Annotated in this window: 15 protein-coding genes; 3 read left to right on the top strand and 12 right to left on the bottom strand. The window is 45.8% G+C overall.

The window, feature by feature from the left end; translation table 11 throughout:
* Positions 1 to 21: 21 nt before the first annotated feature.
* A complete protein-coding gene (locus A8709_RS11065; protein ID WP_065852400.1) occupies positions 22 to 2,004 on the bottom strand; it encodes a glycoside hydrolase family 127 protein in 1,983 nt (660 codons plus the stop codon).
* A 154-nt stretch (positions 2,005 to 2,158) separates the two neighbouring features.
* Between A8709_RS11065 and A8709_RS11060 the strand changes: the two genes are divergently transcribed.
* Together A8709_RS11060 and A8709_RS11055 are read left to right on the top strand one after the other, a co-directional pair.
* Positions 2,159 to 3,025, top strand: a complete 867-nt coding sequence (locus A8709_RS11060) for a helix-turn-helix transcriptional regulator (protein WP_065852399.1) — start codon at positions 2,159 to 2,161, stop codon at positions 3,023 to 3,025.
* A gap of 465 nt (positions 3,026 to 3,490) precedes the next feature.
* On the top strand, positions 3,491 to 4,156 hold the full coding sequence (locus A8709_RS11055) for a DUF559 domain-containing protein (protein ID WP_065852398.1): 666 nt from the start codon (positions 3,491 to 3,493) through the stop codon (positions 4,154 to 4,156).
* Between the two features lie 368 nt (positions 4,157 to 4,524).
* On the opposite strand, the gene A8709_RS11050 is transcribed toward A8709_RS11055, so the two are convergent.
* The 9 genes from A8709_RS11050 to A8709_RS11010 all read right to left on the bottom strand — a co-directional run bounded on the left by A8709_RS11050 (position 4,525) and on the right by A8709_RS11010 (position 18,276).
* The gene (locus A8709_RS11050) at positions 4,525 to 6,363 is read right to left on the bottom strand and encodes an LTA synthase family protein (protein WP_244163155.1); all 1,839 of its coding nucleotides are present in this window, start codon (positions 6,361 to 6,363) and stop codon (positions 4,525 to 4,527) included.
* A gap of 213 nt (positions 6,364 to 6,576) precedes the next feature.
* Positions 6,577 to 8,928: a glycoside hydrolase family 31 protein gene (locus A8709_RS11045; RefSeq protein WP_065852396.1), complete on the bottom strand. Its 2,352-nt coding sequence runs from the start codon at positions 8,926 to 8,928 to the stop codon at positions 6,577 to 6,579.
* A gap of 18 nt (positions 8,929 to 8,946) precedes the next feature.
* Entirely contained in the window at positions 8,947 to 11,106 is a 2,160-nt protein-coding gene (locus A8709_RS34905) for a carbohydrate-binding protein (protein ID WP_065852395.1), read from the bottom strand.
* 45 nt (positions 11,107 to 11,151) lie between these two features.
* Positions 11,152 to 11,976, bottom strand: coding sequence for a carbohydrate ABC transporter permease (locus A8709_RS11035; protein ID WP_065852394.1), 825 nt, complete (start codon positions 11,974 to 11,976; stop codon positions 11,152 to 11,154).
* Positions 11,976 to 12,917 (bottom strand): carbohydrate ABC transporter permease, encoded by a 942-nt coding sequence (locus tag A8709_RS11030; RefSeq protein ID WP_084224823.1) that lies wholly within the window; start codon positions 12,915 to 12,917, stop codon positions 11,976 to 11,978. Before A8709_RS11030 ends, A8709_RS11035 begins: the two co-directional genes overlap by 1 nt.
* A 95-nt stretch (positions 12,918 to 13,012) precedes the next feature.
* Entirely contained in the window at positions 13,013 to 14,398 is a 1,386-nt protein-coding gene (locus tag A8709_RS11025) for an ABC transporter substrate-binding protein (RefSeq protein ID WP_065852393.1), read from the bottom strand.
* A 115-nt stretch (positions 14,399 to 14,513) separates the two neighbouring features.
* Positions 14,514 to 15,284 (bottom strand): response regulator transcription factor, encoded by a 771-nt coding sequence (locus tag A8709_RS11020; protein WP_065852392.1) that lies wholly within the window; start codon positions 15,282 to 15,284, stop codon positions 14,514 to 14,516.
* Positions 15,285 to 15,384: 100 nt separating this feature from the next.
* A complete protein-coding gene (locus tag A8709_RS11015) occupies positions 15,385 to 17,202 on the bottom strand; it encodes a sensor histidine kinase (RefSeq protein WP_167357053.1) in 1,818 nt (605 codons plus the stop codon).
* Positions 17,203 to 17,385: 183 nt separating this feature from the next.
* Positions 17,386 to 18,276, bottom strand: a complete 891-nt coding sequence (locus A8709_RS11010; protein WP_065852390.1) for an SMP-30/gluconolactonase/LRE family protein — start codon at positions 18,274 to 18,276, stop codon at positions 17,386 to 17,388.
* A 176-nt stretch (positions 18,277 to 18,452) separates the two neighbouring features.
* On the opposite strand from A8709_RS11010, the gene A8709_RS11005 reads away from it, so the two are divergent.
* Positions 18,453 to 19,529, top strand: a complete 1,077-nt coding sequence (locus A8709_RS11005; RefSeq protein ID WP_065852389.1) for a YncE family protein — start codon at positions 18,453 to 18,455, stop codon at positions 19,527 to 19,529.
* 28 nt (positions 19,530 to 19,557) lie between these two features.
* Here A8709_RS11005 and A8709_RS11000 read toward each other — a convergent pair whose 3' ends face one another.
* Both A8709_RS11000 and A8709_RS10995 read right to left on the bottom strand, forming a co-directional pair.
* Complete coding sequence (locus tag A8709_RS11000) at positions 19,558 to 20,532, bottom strand: Gfo/Idh/MocA family protein (protein ID WP_065852388.1); 975 nt, start codon at positions 20,530 to 20,532, stop codon at positions 19,558 to 19,560.
* 30 nt (positions 20,533 to 20,562) lie between these two features.
* A complete protein-coding gene (locus A8709_RS10995) occupies positions 20,563 to 21,327 on the bottom strand; it encodes a sugar phosphate isomerase/epimerase family protein (RefSeq protein WP_065852387.1) in 765 nt (254 codons plus the stop codon).
* Between the last annotated feature and the right edge of the window lie 46 nt (positions 21,328 to 21,373).

The following is a 21,373-nucleotide window of genomic DNA, read 5'->3' as shown; positions in this document are numbered from 1 at the left end:
GCAACCGTCCTTCTAAACCTATTACGCCATGCTTTTACGAATCCATACCGTCATTTCGCCCTCGCCACGATTACCCCACAAGTAATAGGGCACCGCCTTCAGCTTCACTTTCTTTGTTTCGGACTGCAACGTCAGAGGACGATAAGGCGTATCTTCTTCCCACGTTGTCGTTTCATCGGCAAGCCCTTCAGCCTCTACAATAACGGCTCCGCCTAGAAAATTTGCATCAAACTGCGAAGTAAGTCCCTTCGTATAATCGAGCGAAACAACCGCAAGGGGTGTACCGTTATCTACTTCCTCTAAACAATAGACGATCGGTCCGCGTTCGATCGCGATTTTGCCCGCATTGACGCGAATTTGGGGGTGTGCGGTTATCAACTGTGCGTCCAGAGCAAGTTCCCACTGCGCGGTGTCGCCCGGCATCCACTGCCGATTCACCATGGCATAGCCATTAAGCGTTTCATATTCCGTCTTCACATTATTAATGGTCAACACAGCTTGACCTCGACTCCAAGATGGGATACGCAGCGCAAGTGTGATTGCCGACGCAGGAGCAGCTGTGAATTCGAGACGCACCTCCCCCTTCCAAGGGAGCGAGGATTGCTGTGTAAATGCGACTTCTCCAGCAGCAAGGGTGAAGTTTGCTTCGCTGCCGATAAAGAGGTGCATGTAGATTGTATTTTCAGCAGGAGAAGATGTGTACACGTAGCTATTTAATGAGCTGAGCAGGCGCGCCACATTCGGTGGACAGCAGGAGCATCCAAACCACTTTTGACGTACCGCCTTCACATGTCGACGCCCCGGATTCATATCGGAAGCTTTTGGCCATACCTCCAGTGGATTCACGTAGAAGTAGTGTTTGCCGTCTTGTGACATGCTGCCAATCACGTTGTTGTACAGAGCGCGCTCCATCACATCGGCGTAGTCGCTCTTCGCTTCTGCTAGTAACATCCGCTGAGCAAAAAAGATTAAACCGATAGACGCACAGGTTTCGGCATACACCGTATCGTTCGGCAAATCATAATCAAAGGTAAACGCTTCTCCATGATGCGTCGCGCCGATTCCGCCGGTGATGTAAATTTGCTTTTTTGTTGTGTTCTCCCACAGGCGACGGCAAGCGGCGAGAAGCTCCTGATCACCTGTCAATCTGGCCAAATCTGCCATAGCTGTATACATATAAACAGCACGTACAGAATGCCCCATCGCTTTGTCTTGTTCACGTACTGGTTTATCCGCTTGATTATAAGCCATTTGTTGAACAGTGGGAATGGGCTCCTGTTTACCTGTCCAATAGCTGTATCCTTCTCGCTGCTTACATTCCTCAATGAAGAAATTAGGATCTGCCCCGCGCTCATCAATAAAAAACTGAGCTAACTTCAGATAACGCTCCTCACCTGTCGCCTGTGACAGCTTCACGAGCGCCAGTTCAATCTGCTGATGCCCGTCATAGCCGCGTATTTGGCCATGCTGGGGCCCAAAAACCGTTTCGATATGGTCAGCAAATTTGCACACGATATCGAGTAGTTTTCTTTTACCCGTCGCATCATAATACGCTACAGCCGCCTCCATCATATGCCCTGCACAATACAGTTCGTGTGCTTCATACAGGTTCGTCCAAGTTTTTCCAGGCTCCTTTAGCGTGAAATAAGTATTGATGTAACCGTTCTTGTGCTGCGCTTTGCCAATCACATCAATGATATCATCAGCCATTTCCTCCAGTGCAGGATTAGGCGTAGCCGCAAGTGAGTATCCAACAGCCTCCAGCCATTTTGCCAAGTCACTATCTTGAAAAATAAATCCGCCAAACTCCCCTTCCTCCAACCCAGCGGCTATACGGAAATTGCGAATCGCATGGCTCGGTTCAGCGTCAGGAATTTCATCATTCAGTGCCTGCCATTGATACGGAATCACGGTGTCCCGGACAAGTTCAGTGAACCTATTCCAGAATGTATCCTGTACACGAACTTTGTTGGCATTCATCAGTGGGCCTGCTGTATTCAGCATGTGTTAATTCTCCTCCAGATCAGCTATGATTTATATACAATTTGATTATTACGCTTATTCAGTTTATCCTTGAAATAGAGCAATAACTACGAATAAATCCAACCTCTTTTTTATAAAATTTAACACTAACTCTATTTGGAGGAGATTGTGCAAAATGAGTGACGCGGGATTGATTTGGATGGAGCTTCCACCACTCCCTTATTACATTACTATCGGTCATTCCACCTACTCGCCAGGTGAACAGCATCCGGCAAGACGGAGTCTCGGACTGTTCGATCTTCTTTGGGTCATTAAAGGGACACTATACATCGGTGAGGATGACAACCAATGGGAAGTAACGGAAGGTCAAACGCTGCTGTTGCTGCCGGACCGCCACCATTATCCAGTCAAGCCATGCGATGTGGAGACCGTTTTCTATTGGATACATGTTGACTTTATTGGAAAATGGAGCTTGATTTCAGAGCGTTCCGCAAGCCCCGTCTACCCACAGGTACGGAATTCTTGGGAGAATCCGTTTACGATTCGCATACCGCAGTATAGCTCCCCACCGGAGTTCGCGCTTGCCGAGCGCCATCTCCGCAAGCTCCTGGCGAATTCGGCTCAGCAGCGTTCTTCGACGTATTGGAGCGAGCAACAACTCTTCATGGAGTTATTACTGCTGCTGGAAGCAGGCCAATCTCGCAGCGATGCCTCGCCCGCTCTCAAGCTTGCTGAGCGAATCGAAGCTTACTTGCGCCAGCATTTTCAATCCGATGTGACCAATACCTCACTCGCAGAGGAGTTTCATTTTCACCCCAATTACATCGTACGGTGTATGAAAGAGATCTATGACTGCACGCCGATGGCGTATCTCCATGCATATCGGATCGAGCAAGCGAAGCTGCTGCTGATCAAAACCGAATGGTCGATCGCCCGCATCGCCGAAAGTGTAGGCTTTTTGAATGCGCCTTACTTCTCGAATTGCTTCAAGGAAGCGACGCATATTTCGCCGCTTAGGTTCAGGAAGCAGCATGCTTTGTGAGTGTAGAGTAGGATGGCAGGTTGATACCAGTTACCAGATCTCATTCATCTTTTCCTGCGCATATCGTGACTTCAGAGCTTTAAGCACTCCTAGGTTGCTTATTTCAACTAATCTGGGGGAATATCGTCATATAAGACCACGACAATTGCTTATCCACTTCAAAACGTAGCCCCCCACACCTATTACCCCATAATTAGCACTTCAGACTTGCTAAACCTCACCATTCAGCGGATTTACGAACAAATAAGCACTCTCAAATAGCTTAATTTCTGCTGCATTCTTCGTAGTTTAACAACCAGCTATCCTACCATCCAGATTCGTAAGCAGCATCTTGCCACCCAGATAAGAATTCGAGTACAATAAATGGAAATAGATATTTCGGGACGTGAAGCACACAGACCGCTCTCTCCAATTGGAGATGGGCGGTTTTTGTTTGTGCTGACGCCAATCCGAGGGGGAAATACGATGCGATTCGACGATTGCTATGAGAAATTTGTGCAGGAACAGCAGCAAAAGAGAGAGGGAGAATCTCGCAGACGACTTACGGAGGGCCACGGCCACGCTGAGAAATTATTTCTCGAGCAGGTTTGGTGGCCAGCAGTTGGCCATTTTGATTTTCTTCATGCGGAATATCCCATTTCTGATTTCAAAGATGGGGTTCGTTTTTTGGATTTTGCCTACATACGAGGAACTCATAGGGTCTGTATTGAAATTGATGGTTATAAATCTCACCATTCGGATCTGAACCGTTGGCAGTTTGCAGACCAGTTGACGCGTCAAAATCATCTTATCTTGGATGGATGGAAAGTACTTCGATTCGCTTATGATGAAATCAAAGAAAAACCGCGCCGAAGCCAACAACTAGTTCTCCAAATGATGGGGAGTTGGTTTGGTGAACAATATACAGGGCCTGTGTTATCCTTAGAGGAAATGGAAATTATTAGAATCGCAGGACGTACCCACGCCCCCCTCCTTCCCTATTCAATTTCTGAACAACTGCACATTTGCAGAAACCATGCTGGTAAACTTCTACGTAGACTTGTTCAATTGGAGCTATTGCAACCCGCTTCGGGAACCACGCGTATTCGCTCTTACAAACTAACTGGTAAACATCGTAGCCTTTTCGGATAAGCAATCACTCGCTAGCTCTAACCCAATCAGATAAGGAAGTTACATGTGCCTATATTTATTCATCTAATAAGCCCTCAGTGAGTGCGTATTCTCTACAAATCGTGCTGCAACTATGTTATTGAGATGAAATAAGCACTCTCCGCTTACTTAAGCCATCCAACTAGTCAGATTTTAAACGAATAGGCCCTTCTCATTGTCTTATTCACCCCCTGTTTCTTAAATTCACCAGTTCACACTAAACTACACCACTCTTTACATCTTATAAACCAATCGTCAATCAGATATTCCCCGGGAAATGCCCTCACATTCGAACGCAAAAAGAGGGCATCCCAACGCCATCATAATGGCGGAGGGGCACCCTCCTATCCTTAATCCTCTTCCAACCGATCTGGCAACTGCGACACATAGCTATCCGATAGCTGCAGCAGCTTCAATGCACGATTAAATTCATCTTCGGTAGCCGACTGATGATCATGGGCATTACCGGCAAGCGTATAGTAGTTGCCATCATCGAATCCACTGCCAGACATGAACAGCTCCTCGCTATTTACAAAGGATCCCGTTGGCAGGTAATAGCGCTGCGGCAGCAGGTTATAACTGGTTTGGTTGAGCAAATCTTGACCAAAGTGCATATAGTCCGTAAGCGATACGCCCAGTAAGTTGGCAACAGTCGGCAGCACATCCACTTGCCCGCCAAGTTGCGTCTGTACTTTAGGGGAGGTAACACCATCTGCCGCGATAATGAGCGGAATGTTAATCAGTTCTTTTTCGGCATATTCATGCCCCAAGGCCTCTTGCATTAATGCTTTATCATCAGCTTTCAAAGAAAATAGCGGTAATCCGCGATGATCGCCATAGACGACAACGACGCTGTTTTCCCAAATTCCTCGCGCCTTCAAATCATCGATAAACAATCCGAGTGAATAGTCGGCATAGTTTTCAGCGCGAATATAGTCCCCTACAAACGTGCCTTCATAGCGTTCAGGCAGGGTCATCTTATATTTTTCCTCGGGAATCGTAAATGGATTATGCGAACTCATAGAAATGATATGCGCGTAAAATGGTGTCCCCTTGCTCTGATAATTCGCTAACTCTTCAGCGGTTTTTCTGTACAGTACTTCATCGGAGGAGCCGTAAAAGAAAGCATCCTCGTCTTTGAAAAATTGTTTGTCATAATACGTATCAAAGCCAATCGCCTTGTACAAATCATCACGGTTCCAGAAGCCAACTTCGTTCGTATGGAAATTCATCGTCGTATAGCCTTGTTCTTCAAGCAGCTTCGGAAGACTCGGTAAATTTTTCTTGCCGTAGACTTGTGTGGCCGGGCCATCCGGTGGTACATAATACGATGTATTGATCATAAACTCAGCATCCGACGTATTGCCTTGACCAATTTGCTGATAAAATTTGGGGAAGTAATAGTTCGATTGGGCCAATTTATTGAGGTTTGGCGTAACCTCTTTACCGTCAATGTTCATCCCGATCAAAAAGTTTTGCAGAGATTCCATTTGAATGATAATCAAATTTTTGCCCTCCGCCGCGCCTTGCAGGGCTGGTTGTTCTGCCGTAATTTTATTCTTCAAGGCATCAATGGCCGGTTGTGTGATTAGATCTGCACTGATAATTTCCTCTTTCTTTTGCGAAAGCAGATTATACATTTCATAATTTAATATGCCCATTTTACTTGCTTTTACATTTTCATTAAAAGAACCGCGGTTAGGAATGACACTTATGGCGCACAGTAAAAGAGAGAAACAAGCGACGCTTGTAACGATTTTGAAACTAATCGGCTTCCAGACTCTTGGCTGCTTTTTTCTGAAAAATGCAAAGAAACCAATAACCACAATGTCCAAAAAGAATAGGAAATATTGGGGCTCGATCACAGAAAAAATACTTTTCTGGACAGCGCCTACTTGCTTGGCTTGGGTTAACACATGATACGTAGCAATGACACCAAAATGCTTATAATAGATCACAAGTGAGAAAAACAAAATCGTGATGATAAGGTCAACGGCTAAGTACCAGGCGATTTTATGTTTTTTCACAAAGTATTCGACGATACAATACGTAATCAAAATTGCTGGTATTTCGGTTAAAAGGATCCTTGCGGAAGGTCCTGTTTCAAATAAAATCATCCATGCCATATAAATTTTGATCACAATAAATAGCGGAAATAAAAAGAATCTATGATTGAGCCGTGCTAACACACAGAGCGCTCCTTTCACTGTCTAAATATTAAACTGTTGAAATAGTATACCACTCGGTAATGGCTCCGTATATGGTGGATTTTTGGATCATTTGAACGATCTATGAACGATTTATGACCACTGTCATGCACACTCTAATCACCTTTCAAATCTCCCATAAGCACACGCTAGACAAAAAGAAAAAGCCCTACGACGAATCGTAAGGCCAACTGTTTATTTCGAGCTCGCACCACTCATAATTTCCCAATCCCACGCTTGTATCTGCTGCTTCGTTGCCTCAGTAAATTGAAAGCAGCCATTCGTCTGCGTCACTTCTACTGTATATAACTTCTCTTCCAGCGGGTGGTAAAATGTACGTTGAATAATTTCTTCCACTTCTGAAGCCATATACAACGTACACACCATCCGATCCCAATCGAGGTGATTCGTTGTCAGCGCTGCTTCTTTCAAATGAAGAATAGCTGCTCCTTCCCTCACCAGCATAACAATCGGAATGACTCCCGCTTCTATCGCATGCCAAGCTGCGCCTGCATACACCCGACCTGTTTGATAGTCGATCCATTGACCAGCTGGCAAATAAACGTTCCGACCTGTGCCTTCCTCCATGAGCGGAGCAACCAATATATCGGTTCCAAGCATATACTCGTCCTCGATGTACCAGGAAGTAGCATCCTGCGGAAATTCAAAGAACAACGATCGAACCAGCGGAAAGCCCTGTTCAGAGCTCATATGTGCCTGCGTATAGATATACGGCAGCAGCTTATATTTCATTTCCACCGCTAGGCGGAAAGCATCCATGAAGGCATCGCTGTAAGCCCATGGCTCCTTAGGTGGAGCTCCGTGACAGCGACTGTGGGAGACTAACATCCCGAACGGGAGCCACCGGCGATAGAGCGCTTCTGGACTCTTTTGAACAAATCCGCCAATATCGTGACTCCAAAATGAAAATCCGCACAGCCCGAGCGATAGTCCCGCTCTCAAGGAAGCCGCCATGGCGCTGTCCGTGTTCTCTGCATCTCCACCCCAGTGAATCGGATATCGCTGACTCCCCGCCCAAGCACTACGCGCCCAAATGATGGACTCACCATGGATCGCTTCTGTCATATCTGCCACAGCTTTATTGTACCGAAGCGGATACAGGTTGTGCTCGTAGAACCCGCTTTTCCCCGAGTGGTAATGCCCATGGATAGGAGCTGCCTCGCCAAAATCAACTTTGATTGCACCAATTCCTTTGGCCAACAGACGAGCAATATGCGCTTGATACCAAGCTACCGCGCCAGGATTACTGAAGTCCAGAATGGCATCCTCTGTAGGCAAATTCCCATTGCTATCCGTCACCACATACCCGGCCTCGATCATTTCTTGGTACAGCTCATTCCCCGGTGTAAAATAAGGCAGCTGCCACAAGCTAAGCCGATAACCTTGCTCCCGCATATCCTGAATCATCACTTCAGGATCCTCGAAACGTTCCTTCGAGAATTGATAATTACAGCGCCAATCCTGTTCAAACCAGCCGGTGTCCAGGTGAATAACATCGCAAGGTATCCGATGCTCCTGCAGTTTAGCTGCTACTTCTCTTACTTCTTCCTCCGATTTATACGTAATTCGACTCATCCACAATCCGAAGGACCATAAAGGCGGCACTGGACTTCTTCCTGTTAGCGCGGTGTATTCGGACAAAATCTCTTTCGGGCTGCCCAGGAATAGAAACAAATCCATCTCTTCATCACCGAGGAAGATCGTATTCGTGCTATCATACGTGTTGCCAAAATCAAACGTCAGCGGAGCTGAGGTATGGACAAACATCCCGTATCCCTTATCGCTCATAAAGAATGGAATCGGTTTATACATCTCCTGACTCTGTGCACCGAACGCATCCGACGTACATAATACAAGCTTCTGTCCTCGTTTATTCAATCGTGTAAAGGATTCACCGCAGCCGAATATTTTTTCATCCGGACTTAGCGAGAAGCTCGCAGCTAATCTTCTTTGAAAATCAAGGGCACGACGAACAATGGAGAATGGCATGGGCTCTGAGTTTTCCAGATTTTTGGTATCGTTAATTTGCTCCGTTTTGGTTAACAACTTGCCGTTTGGGTCACGTAGTTCAACTTGGAACGGAGCGTAGATCACCTTCACAGAGCCATGCCGCTGCCGATAGATGGTAAAGGCATCTGATTCTTCAATTTCCCAGCTTGCATCCACCGGCACGGCTTCCGGTATCATCAGGGAAGGACCCTCATTCTGCTTCTTCCGAACCGTTCTCGCGGACATTCGAACACGCACGGTACGATTCGTAACAAAGGAAATCGCAATCGGAACGCTCAGATGGTGATCATATTCAGGTGGAAATTCCCAAGGCATCGTCTCTTCGAAAGGCATACTCACCTGATTAAAACAGATCCTAGCTTTACGTGCATACCTGCGAAATTGTACAACGCCTGTCGCTGTTCGACTATCGAACTGCGTGATTTCGGCCGCCATAAAATACGTATTTTCTTGTACCGTAAAATCCTTACTGATATCGATAGGACGATTCGATATGGGAAAAGCAAAGTCTTTCATGTGTTCCTCCTCGCATAACTAGGGACTGACCGAAATTTTATCCAGATTGACCAAACCGCTGTCACCTGCATCAAATTTGTACGTAATCGTGTTGTTGCCCGCCTGCAGGTTCAAGACTTCTGTCTTAGTTCCCCACGTATCCCAATTGGCTAGATTCGTCAGGCTGGTTTGTTTGATTTTCGTACCATTGACATAAATACTGAGTGTTCGCACACTGCCCGATCCGTTCGCATAACGCAGTTCTACATTATAATTGCCTTGCGACGCCGCATTCACTGTAAAGGCCGTTGATGGTCCTTGGAATTCATAACCCGCAACAAATCCAGTACCGGTAAACCCTGTATGATCCGTCATAATCTTAGCGCCGCCGGCAAGTACGGCATTCTCTGCTTGATAAACTACAGGCCCTGTCGGTGGGTTCAGTGTAAAGTTCAACCAATTCACGTTAAAGCCTCCGGTAGGTACATAAAGACGAATTGTCTGTCCTCCTGCTGTCAAGTTGACAGTAGCATTCACTGTAGTCCACGTCTGCCATCCGCCTGTATTCGGTACATTGACGGTGCTCAATACGGTACCTGCACTGTTCTTCAACTGAATTTGACCTGTTGTATTGACACTAGCCACCCGGAATCCGACAGTATACGTGCCCGTGTTCTGCACGTTCACAGGGTAGTCCATCCAATCACCGGCATCCGTCCAACCAACATTCAATCCGCCGCCCGTATCATTTGTCGTTTCGGTTTGAATGCCATTCATCATGCTATAATTCTCCGCTTCCAGCTTGCCCGGCAGGTTCGTTTCACCCGGTGCCGATGCACTTGCTGGAGTCAATGCAATCGTGAAGGCATCTACATCATAATTCCAAGGGATTGTTACTCGAATCGCATTGTTCACGACTGTAGCATCGAAGGATTGGGTCACGACTGGTGCAGCCAGCGGATCGAGATTATTAATCCATGATACGACGACATGCGTTTTCCCATTGTTGATCAAGTAAGCAGCAGTATTCAAATTAATGACGTTCACGTCCATATCGCCTGTCTCGCCGCCACGATTTCCTAACAAAATAGAGGCGGATTGTTTCGTTGCATCCTTACTGGCTACACCATCAATATTGGCAGAGGCAGTAGTGCCTACAATCGTTCCAGACATATCGGCATAGCTTTTGTAAGCCCACCATTGCCCTTTCTTTTGCGAACTCGTGGTCAGAATATCATCCAAAAGCCCTTGATCACAGCAATGATCCCAGATAGCATGGTTAGCGCCAAGCACGCCGGATTTTTCTAATCTAGCTAAATACCAAGCGGTATAACCCGCATTTTGCTGCGCAGACCAAATATATTCACCAATGGTCATCCCCGACACAGAGGTAATACTCTTCGCCGTGAGCAAGCCTTGCGCGGTCTGCACATCCGCCACAGGATCAGCGCTGAAATGCCAATCCAATATGTTGGGAAGTACATTATTCGCTTTGGCATAATCCAGCCAGGTGCTTAATTGATTCGCATTAAAGCCTCCATACCCGGGACCAACAATAACCGCGTTAGCATCCAAAGAACGAATTAATTGCACACTTCGTTTCCACATCTCGAAATATTGCGCCTCAGAACGCGGCCAGAAATAAGCGCCATCTGGCTCATTCCAGATGTCATACCGCGCGTTAGACATGTTATTCGCTTTTTTATCTGTCACCAGCTGTGTGATAAAATTGTTCCACGATGTCCAATTCCCGTTATCTCCAGGGAAAATCGGCTGCGTATTATCTGGAATGGTCCGCCCGTCAGAGCCCCAGACATCACTCACTAGGATTTGATATTTAGCACCAATCGCGTTCACTCGATTATATTGCGCAAGAATCGAATTAAAACGGGTCACATAACCGTTGTAACCGCCAACCGCCCAAGCCCCACCGCTCAGTCCAGCACCGCCGCCTCGAAACAGCTTGGGTTTCAAATCCGATAACAGCGAGCCTGCTGGAGCGCTTCCATCTGCACTTAATCCATAGAGAAAGCCAGATCCGCGATACGTAGGAGCACCATTGTTAGGATTTAAATCTACCGTTACCGTTTGAACGGCTGCTGAAGCCGAACTTGGAGCCATTACTGCGGTGACTATAAGACATAGCATGACAAACGTTATATACCCAACGAATTGCGTCCATCGAACTGATTTTAACATGTCAATGTCAACCCCTTTATCCGATTATGGTGCGCTTGGCCTACATTACCCCTTCACCGCACCTGCTGTCATCCCAGCAACGATATACCGCTGTCCTACCAAATAAACGAGAATAACCGGCAGGCTGGTCAACATAATATCCGCACATACGAGATTCCACTGGACCGAATATCGGCCAAAGAACGAGTAAATCGCCAACGTCATCGGCCACAGCTCTGTGGTGTGAAGGAAATACAGCGGAAGCATAAAATCATTCCATGTATTCAAGAAATTCAGCACAATCACCGTGGTTAATGCCGGTAAAAGTAAAGGTAAAATGATCTTGATAAATAACGACCAACGCCCGCAGCCGTCAATGCTCCCAGATTCGTCCAATTGCTTAGGAATCGTGCCGATGAAACCATAAATTAGAAATACGCTAAAGGGAATTTGCAGCGAAGCAAAGAGCAAAGCCATCCCTGTACGCGTGTCAATCAGATGCGTCATTTGCATCATTTTCGTAAGCGGAATCTGGTTTATCGGCAGGGCAATCCCCAACACAATAAAAAAGAACAGGAAGTGGTTCCACTTGGTTCGATTTCTGGAGAGGACATAGGCCGCCATCGCGCTGAAAATAACACCTACGGCATTGGAAATGATGGCATAGTACAAGCTGTTATAAAAGCTGGTGAGCAGCTTTCCTTTCTTAAAAACCTCCACATAATTCCCAAAGTGCCAGCTAGTCGGCCATGACATGGACATGGATGTAGATTCGCCTACAGACTTGAAGGAATTCAGTAGCACAAGTATAAATGGAATGAACATGACGAGACTGATCAGCCAAACGGCTGTGTTTTTGGTCACCCATAGCATAATTTTAGATGTGTTCATTATAATTCGACCTCATTTTTGATCATGAATTGAATCATGAAGTAACCGATGATGATCATAAATACAAACAAAATGGAAGAAAGCGCGGAACCAACGGCGTAGTAGCCGTAGCCGAATGTTTTTAAAACAACGGTATAGAGAACATCGGTCAAATCACCAGGCCCGCCATTGGTAAGCACGTAGATGATATCAAATACGCGCAGCCCATATAAGACGCTAAGCACCGTCGTTACCATAACAGCCGGCATGAGCAAAGGGAACGTGACATGGAACAATTTTCGCCAAAACCTGGCACCATCGATTTCTGCTGCTTCATAATATTCCTCTGGAATCGTTTGCAAGCCTGCGAGAAAGATCGTCATTAAATAACCCACACCCTTCCATGCATCAACTGCATAGATCGAGGTAAACACCCAACTCGGATCGGTCAGCCATGATTGTGCCAACCCTTCTAATCCGATGGAAGTCAGCAAATGATTCAACAATCCAGTCGTCGGATGCAAGATCGATTTGAACACCAAACCTGTCACAATGAAGGAAAGGATGGCCGGCAGGAAGATCAATCCACGATGGATATTTTTGAAGCGAATGCCTTTATTAACGAGCAGCGCTAAACCAAGGGCAATGACACCTTTTAAAACAGTCGTAATACCGGTGAATTTGAGTGTATTGAAGATGTATTGCACATAATGAACGCCCGCATTGTCTTCTACAAAGATCGCTTTATAGTTCGCCAAGCCGACAAAATGAATTCCTTGATTGAATTGGCTCCAGTCGGTAAAGGAGTAATAAATCCCCATTAAACTAGGTATGACATATAAAAAACCATATAAAATCAACGCGCCAAGTACAAAATGGAACGGATACAGCTTTTGCTGAAAACTTTTTTTACGACGAGTACGCTTCTTCTCTTCTGTGACGGTTAGAGCTACTGACGCCATCTCCGTTCTCCTCCTACTACCGATCACCGATCCGTCATGCAGGCAGCAACAGCTGTGAGACTCTTGCGCCTGCAGACTGTGATCTCTTCTATGGTTTATTTCCAGCTAGGGTCCTGATTCGCTTTCGCTTGCTGTTCTCTTCGTTTATCTACGTTCTCCCAAACACCTTTGGATGTTGTTTTCTGGAAGAAGAGCGAGACGACATCTTTGCCTGTATCAATCCATTGTGGATCAATGTAAGCAACAGCCGATTGCATAACCGTTCCGAGCTTGTTCTGTGCTGTCGCCATCAGTTGATCGACAATTGGATTCGGTTTCGCTTTTAACCCTGTATAAGGCAAGTCGGAGAATTTCGCATCATTATCTAAGTAGTATTGCAGGTTCTCAGGTTTCGCTAGGTAGGCGATAAACTGCTTCGCTTCAGCGACATGCTTGCCTGGCTTATACGCGAAGATGGAAGGACCTTGTGGATTTACATTGATCGTTTGATTATCTAGGAACGGCATGACGAAAGCACCAATATCTTCTGCTTTAACGGCAGAGTCTTTCACCGCGTTGACCATTTCTGTCCCAAAGTTCGTATGATCTAGAGTAATGGCGAACTTTTGAGAAGCAATCGCTTGATAATTGTTCGCATTTTGTTGGCTCATGTAATCCTTACCGTAGAAGCCTTTCACGACAAGCTGATTAATTTGATCCATTAATTTCACCGTGTTAGGGTCATCCGCAAGTTTGACTTGATTCGCATTGAGCTTGTCATAGATGCCAGGACTTACTTCATTAATGCGGGGGCCCATTTCAAAAACAGGCAACTGCTGATGCCAGCCGTCTGCACCAGGTTCATAGATCGGCGTGATGCCCGAATCTTTGATTTTTTGCAGGACATTGATAAATTCGTCATAGGTTTTGGGAACGGTTAGGTTCAATTTCTCGAAGATTTTCTTGTTATACACGTACACCCAAGAAGTGCTTGCACCCAAATCCCAGTAAGGTAAACCGACAACTTTCTTATTCGCTGTCACATGCTCCGCGTAGATCGGCTTCAAGGTTGACGTCCAGGCTTCACTAGTAAAATCAACCAAATTATTATCAGCATCAATGGCTTTAGAAGCCAGTCTAAATTTCCCGCCTTGATCCATCCAGAGGTCTGGACCCTCTTTGGCATTAAGCTTCGTGTTCAGCAAATTCGAGAATTGATCCGATGGCACGATTTGAAAATCAATGGAGATTTTCGTTTCACTTTCGAATTTCTTGGCTAACGCTGTTAATGGCTCATGCACCTGATCCTGGTTCGCCAGGAAGGTAAGTTTCACGTCTTTTTTCGCCGCAGTTGATGCGGTTGCAGTTGCCGTGGCTCCCGCTGTTGCCGTTGCAGCTTTTGTTGCCGAACTGCTCGTTTCTTCACTTCCGCAACCAGCCAGTACTACGGATACTGTAACCGAAGCTAGCGCCATGGATGTTATCGCTTTCATTTTACTCATTTTTATTTCCTCCCCTTGATGTATCTCTTACATTTGTAATTCTATGCCGATTCGCTCGTTTACTCTATGGAGTAAACCAACGCGTTATCTGTGTTTTTTTGCCTGTATTTTGCCTTTATTCAAAGACTTTCTTCTCCGCTCGATAGTAGGCGGGGCTGACGGCTGTCAGCTTTTTAAAGGCATGGCTAAAATAATTCTGATCCGTATAGCCAACGAGCTCGCCTATCGCTTTCACCGATAATTCCGGGTGATTCGTTAATAAATATTTCGCTTTATTCATACGCAAATTAATGACATAGGTCGATGGATTCTCACCATAACGTTTGGTAAATAACCGGCTCAAATGCGTCGGGTTGACATTCAGTCTTTTAGAAAGCGCTTCCAAATTTATTTCACTCGTGTAGTTTTCTTTTAAGTAAAACTGGAACTCCGCAATGAGTTCATCGGTCGAAAGCTGATCTCCCTCTTTCTGTTTGGAGGACTGCAGCTCGGTAGAAAGCAGGATTTTGAGTTCGATTAAAGTTTTACGAAAGGCATTCGTATCGACCGGCTTCAGCAAATAATCTTTGACCCCATATTGGATCGCCTGTTGGGCGTAGGTAAACTCGCTATACCCGCTAATAATAATCTTGTGAATATTAGGGAACTGATACGAGACCCCTTTCATTAATTCCAAGCCGTCCATGACAGGCATGCGAATATCGGTTATGACGAGACTTGGCTGTACATCAGCGATCAGTTCAAGTCCTTTCTTACCATTCTTTGCCGTGCCTGCAACGCTGAATCCTAGATCGAATTGTGCTATCTTCTGAACAAGATTATCAAGTATTAGCTGTTCATCCTCAACAATGACAACTTGAAAGTTAGCCGGTTTGGTTGATGTCATAGAACTAGCTCCTTTTTTGAGATTGATTAAGTTTACATGTTGAATCGCTGTGAGGCTATGGAATAAACCGAGTTTTTATATGTGTTTTTTTGCCTCCAACTCAGCGAGGTCCACCGATCTTAACTATGGCACCACCCGAATCATCATTGCCATAAATAAATTGAAATTGATCGCCATAGTACAGTTTCAAACGGGTATAAATATTCGCGAGTCCCATGCCTTCCAGTTCCAGACTAGGTAGCTCATTCTGCTCGTTAATTCTTTTTATTTTATCACCCAACACGGTTATAGCTTCGGAGGTAAATCCTGTCCCGTTATCCAGGACGGTAATTTGCCATTGCTTGTCATCCATGGTACCCGTAATCGAAATATGCCATGGCGGTTCACCGTTGATGCCATATTTCAGTGCATTTTCAACCAGTGGCTGAATGATGAGTTTAGGGATTTGTATAGCTTTTAGCGCATCGTCAATGTCCATGGAGAAATGCAGTTCTTCCCGATAACGAATTTGCATGTAATTCAAATACGTTTCCGTGTAATCGATTTCAGCTTGCATCGGAACGAAGTCAGACTGGCCTGACGATATGTAGCGCAGCATGTAGGAAAGCTTAAGGCACATCTCAACGATTTCTTGGTTCATATTTGCTTCCGCCATCACACTAATCGTCGTCAATGTGTTGTACAGAAAATGAGGGTTCATTTGAGACTGCAGCGCATGAATTTTCGACTTCATTTCCTCGGACTGCGAGAGCAGAAGATCACTAATGGAATTTTTGATCTTAGCATTCATCCTCTGAAAAGCGACATTGAGCTCCTCGATCTCATTCAATCCGCTATCAAGGGTCATCACTTCGCCAGAGGAAATGGTCTCCCAGTTCATCTTTTTGATCGCAGTGCGCAGCTTCGCAATGGGTACGGTAAATCGTTTCGCTGCGATGAATGAAAACAGCAGCGCAATCAGCAAAATGATAGCCGCACGCATGATTGTCATCCGCGTAAAACTCGCTAATGGAGCTAGAACTTCTTGCTCATTCGTCACGATCGCCGTCGACCAACCGGTTTCATTGGAGTGGTGGTAAGACAGCAGCTCGCGCTTGTTCGATTCTGGATTCTGAATCAACAGCGAAGCTTGATCTGGATTCTGAGAGATTTGTTTATAATACAAATCCGTTTGATCCAGCTTTTCATTCTGATACGGATACAGAATTTTGCCGTTCCCGTCGTAGACGACTACTTTATTTTGACCATGACCATTCTTAATTAACTCATTGATGCCCGCAAAAATCACATCGCTATCCTGCTGCGCTTCAATCACACCAAGGGCCGATTTATTATTATCATAATAAATGCGCAGTAAGGACATGTACTTTTTGTTCGCGTACAGGCTTGATTTATTTTCTAGATCCCGATCGATAAAAGGGCCATAGATGTAACTTCCGCCGTTTTTGGAGAACACTTCCTTGTACCACGGCATCTCTTTCAGTTGGACATGTAAATATTTGGAAAACAACCCTGCGGAATAGCGATTTCCGTCCAAATCGTAGAGTGAAATTTGTTTAATCGTTTGGGCTGGTCCCATTAAATCTACGAGCATGTTAATAATTTGACTGGTATGAATTAAATTCTCCGAATCAAGACTCGATGCGCTCGCATCTTCCCCTTTTTTGCCCATCGTAACCATGTATTCTTTCAATAAATTCGCATACGCGACATTGAGTGTTTGATCATTCATCTTCTTAATTTCGGTATCTAACGTATTCGAAAGACTTTGGGACAAATCTTGAAAGGATTCGAACGTTCTTTTCCTCAGAATCGTCGATTCATAGGTGTAAAAAGAGGTTACCAGAAAAAGACTAACCACAATAATCATGATCGAGTAGGTCATGAATAAATTCGTCTGGATAGATCTTGATTTCATTTTAATGACCATGTGAAATCGCCCTTCCCCGTCAACTTTGCTAGATTTCCTAATCGTAGCTGATTGTCACGGGTTAGACAATGATTATTGTATACGGCCTAGGTGACGCGATTAATAAATTTCATTTCTATCTGTAAAATGAAAAGAAGCCCTGCGACTGATGCTAGTCGCAAGGCTTGCTCGTTAACCCCTATAGAAGTTCGCCGGGGCTCCTTTTACATGCAATTTGATTCGAAACAAACCACCCGCATTCGGCTGCTTGTCCCACTCCTCTTCCTTTATACCTACACTTGCCGTTGTAATATACAACTCATCCAACTGCTCCCCGCCAAAAGCACAAGAACTCGTTCTCTCCACTGGAACAGGTATGGACCCTAACTTTTCACCAGTATGCGGATTCCAATAGCCGACCTGCCAGCCTCCCCACTGCGCAATCCACAGCATGCCTTCGCTATCTACGGACATGCCATCCGGGAATCCTTCTCCCTCCGGGATCGTTACGACAGTTCGAGGATCGGAAATTACGCCGGTTTCCTCGTCGTAGGCATAGGCCACAACTTGTTTCGTTGGCGAATCGATGTAATACATCGTCTTATTGTCGGGACTCCACCCCAGCCCATTGGATACCCCAATGCCGCCATCATGAACAGTTCGCAGCGACCCGTCTACATCCAAACAATACAGTGACCCCGTTGTACCTGAATCATCTTGTGCCATCGTTCCCGCCCAAAACCTGCCTGATCGATCACATTTCCCATCGTTAAACCGATTATTAGGCAGATGGCTTTCGGGATCCACTATTCGTGCTAGCGACCCAGAGGCTGCATCTAAGAAATGAAAGCCATGCTCCGTGGCCACGACCATACCGCCTTGCTCCCTTGGCACAGCTGCTCCGACTTTTTGATCTACCGCGATGGACCGTGTTGTGCCCTCAGCAGGCGTGAATAGATGTACAACTTGTCCCATAATATCAACCCAGATCATTTGACCTGTTCGATGGTCCCATACAGGTCCTTCTCCGAGTGTCGCTTTCCCGTCCCACACTAACTCAAGTTCAGCATTCCCTTGTACCAAAGTTACCTCTCCTTTACCCTTCGCGCGTAATGTGTTCCTTGCCAATTTGACGTTCGATACGTGGAAAAGTTGTGCTGCCCCTATGCTAACTCACAATGTCTATCTAATCAGTTCCCCTCACACGATGCCTTGAATATGATGCTAGGATCATATGCCTATGGAAAGGGGATTCCCACATGTTGATCCGCAAATCATTACGCGTTGCAAAACGCCAAGTCGCTCTTGGCTTACCACGCCTAGTCGCCACGATTCCTGTCAGCGCGCGAGTAGGCAACATAGCCCTTAATCCCGTTACGAATCGGGTTTATTTTATTCAAGGCGAACATAGTCTGGGTGTGCTCGACGCACAAACCAATACAATCATAACCACATTGAACATTGGCCAATTGCCTTCTCATCTTGCTCTTAATGCACGTACGAACCGCATCTATGTTGCTAACTTCTTAGATGGTACGGTTTCTGTCATTAACGGGTTGACCAACCGGGTCATCACCACGGTCAAAGTCGGCGAACGCTGCGACCATATTGCAGTAAACACACGCACCAATCTCATTTATGTCACAACGATTTCTCTGACCGCGAAGTTCGCTTCCGTCGTAGTTCTGAACGGTACCACGAACAAGCTTCAACGTCGTATCCGCTTTATCGGCCGTCCTTCTCAGCTCGTCGTTAACGAGTTGACGAACCGTATCTATGTCACCAATACAACCAATGATACCTTGTCGGTCATCCACGGCACTCGTCATACCATCCTATCTACAGTCAAGGTAGGGAAGAACCCTGTCATTACCCCAGCTCTTAATAGGAAAACCAACCTGCTCTATGTCGCGAACAACCTCAGTCGTTTCTGCTCCGTGGTTAACCTCCGAACGCTGAAAGTTCGCAGTATTGAGCTTGAAAGACGACAAAGTAATGTCATTCTGAACCCCATGACGAATCACATTTACGTAACAAGTGCCCAAGTTTCCGAAAAGGGAAAACTGTTTGCCATTAATGGCGACACAAATCGCGTCTACCGTACAATAACTGTGCCTACTTTTACAAACACGCTTGTGAATCCGACTACAAACCATCTGTTCATAGCCGGATCTTCCGAGACGGGAACCTCTCCACTTAGCGTCTATCATGGAACTACCTTGAAATCCATTACGACTCTTCGAATCGCCAAAGGCGCCGGGGATATGGTGATGAACCCGCGCACGAACCGGATTTATATAGGTGGTGAAAATTCAATTTCCGTTGTACAGGATTAAAACGCAGATCACATTATACATGCGTTGATCAGCTAAGACGAATTGGCAATCCTGATTTCGCCGATTCCCAAGCGGCGACCGTCACTTGTTGTGTCTTGAAAGCATCCTCGTAATCCGAAAGAATACGACCCGTATCTCCCGTTTTCAATGCATGAATAAAGGCTTCATTTTCAGCTCGATACGGGTCAACCTGTTTGTTCCTAACTGTGGTTTGATGCGCTTCGATCCTTGTTACACGTTCAGTATCCCACTCCAGTATGCCATCTTGCGTATAACAAGTAATCCCAACTTTACCTACGCCATTCGGCAATACACATGTATTCGATATATTCGCTATGACGCCACTTTTAAATTTGAGCGTTACGGTTCCCACGTCGGGTACGGTAACACCTTCAAATTGCTTATGCATCACTTGTTGACTATACATAGCGTAGACTTCATCGATCTCTCCTGCGCAATAACGCATAATGTCCACAATATGTGTACTTTGCTCGATAAATTGCCCGCCTGATCTGGCTTGATCCCGCCACCAAGCAACTTGAGGCATACTTCCCATCCATTGACCTGTCATCATGCCGAGAGGCTGCTCACACAACCATTGTTTCATCGTACCAACCGTATCTGTATAACGGAAATGATAGCCCACGGAAGTCAACAAGGATTTCTGCTGAATGGCCGTTCGAATCTGCTGTGGCAGCTCAATATCCACACCCAGCGGCTTCTCGACAAAGAAAGGAATACCTCTTTCAATAAGTTTCATCTCATATTCACCATGTGACATGGGCGGAACTAGGATATAGACGGCATCCAAGCTTTCGCCGTCCAACATCTCACTAAAGCTTTCATAGCTGGACGGAATTTCCCATGCCATAGCAAAGGCTTCTGCTTTTGCTTTACTCGTCCCGCATACCGCGACAATCTGCACGTCATCTCTCTCAGCTAACAATTTGGCATGCATCTTACTAAACCCGCCTGAACCAATCATACCGATGCGTAACTTCATTAAATCCACCTGCTCTTTATGTATTTTATTTTAGTTTAGCTCAGCTATAAGCTGCTTCAAAGCACTAGCGTCTAAGGCTAATTGTTCCGTTGAATTATCCATGACGAATTCAATGAGTGCATAGCGATCTTCTTGACGATTTATTTGCGCCAGATACTGACGCCACTCTGGAAAACCCTCTGACAGCGGCTTGCGCTCTTCTTCTTTCCAGTAATAGGTGTGCAAATTTAGAAGCTTCTTCCGTACTGCCAACTCATGAAGACCTGCACAGCGCTCTTTCATCGGAAGGCCTATGGCCGGCTGCCACAAACAATATAAATTGGGATGATCGACCTCATCCAGGAACCTCAGGGCTGATTCATTCTCGTCCGTCAGCGTATTTCTGTGCCACTCCAAAGCAACTTTAATCTCTTCCACTGCCGCCATTTCAACAACTCGATTTGCCCTCTCAACAAGTTGCATGCGATCGGCCGCACTCACTTCCTTAGATGCTACATTTCCTGCCCAAATGCGGATAACAGGGGCTCCTAATGCTTTGGCAGACAGCAGACTTTGCTTAAAAGCCTGATCCGTCTCCTCCTCCAGCAAACGAAAATAAGATCCATAGGCAGCAATCTGTAAGCCACTCGCTTCTGTCTTCTCACGAAGCTTCACTGAGCCCTCTGCATCACCAGGGAAAACATGGGCATTCTCCGACCACTCAATGGCCTGCAATCCACAGGCAGCGCTTACACGAAGGATCTCCTCTACCGTCTTATCCCGAAAAGTGACTGAAACAATACCCGGTATAATCATTGGTAACCCACCTCTCACTCCGAAATTCTAGACCACGCTATAAGTG

This window comes from Paenibacillus pectinilyticus (assembly GCF_001700435.1).
Lineage (GTDB): Bacteria > Bacillota > Bacilli > Paenibacillales > NBRC-103111 > Paenibacillus_E > Paenibacillus_E pectinilyticus.
Note: the sequence above shows the minus strand (reverse complement) of the source record. Positions and strands in the feature narration are given on the sequence as shown.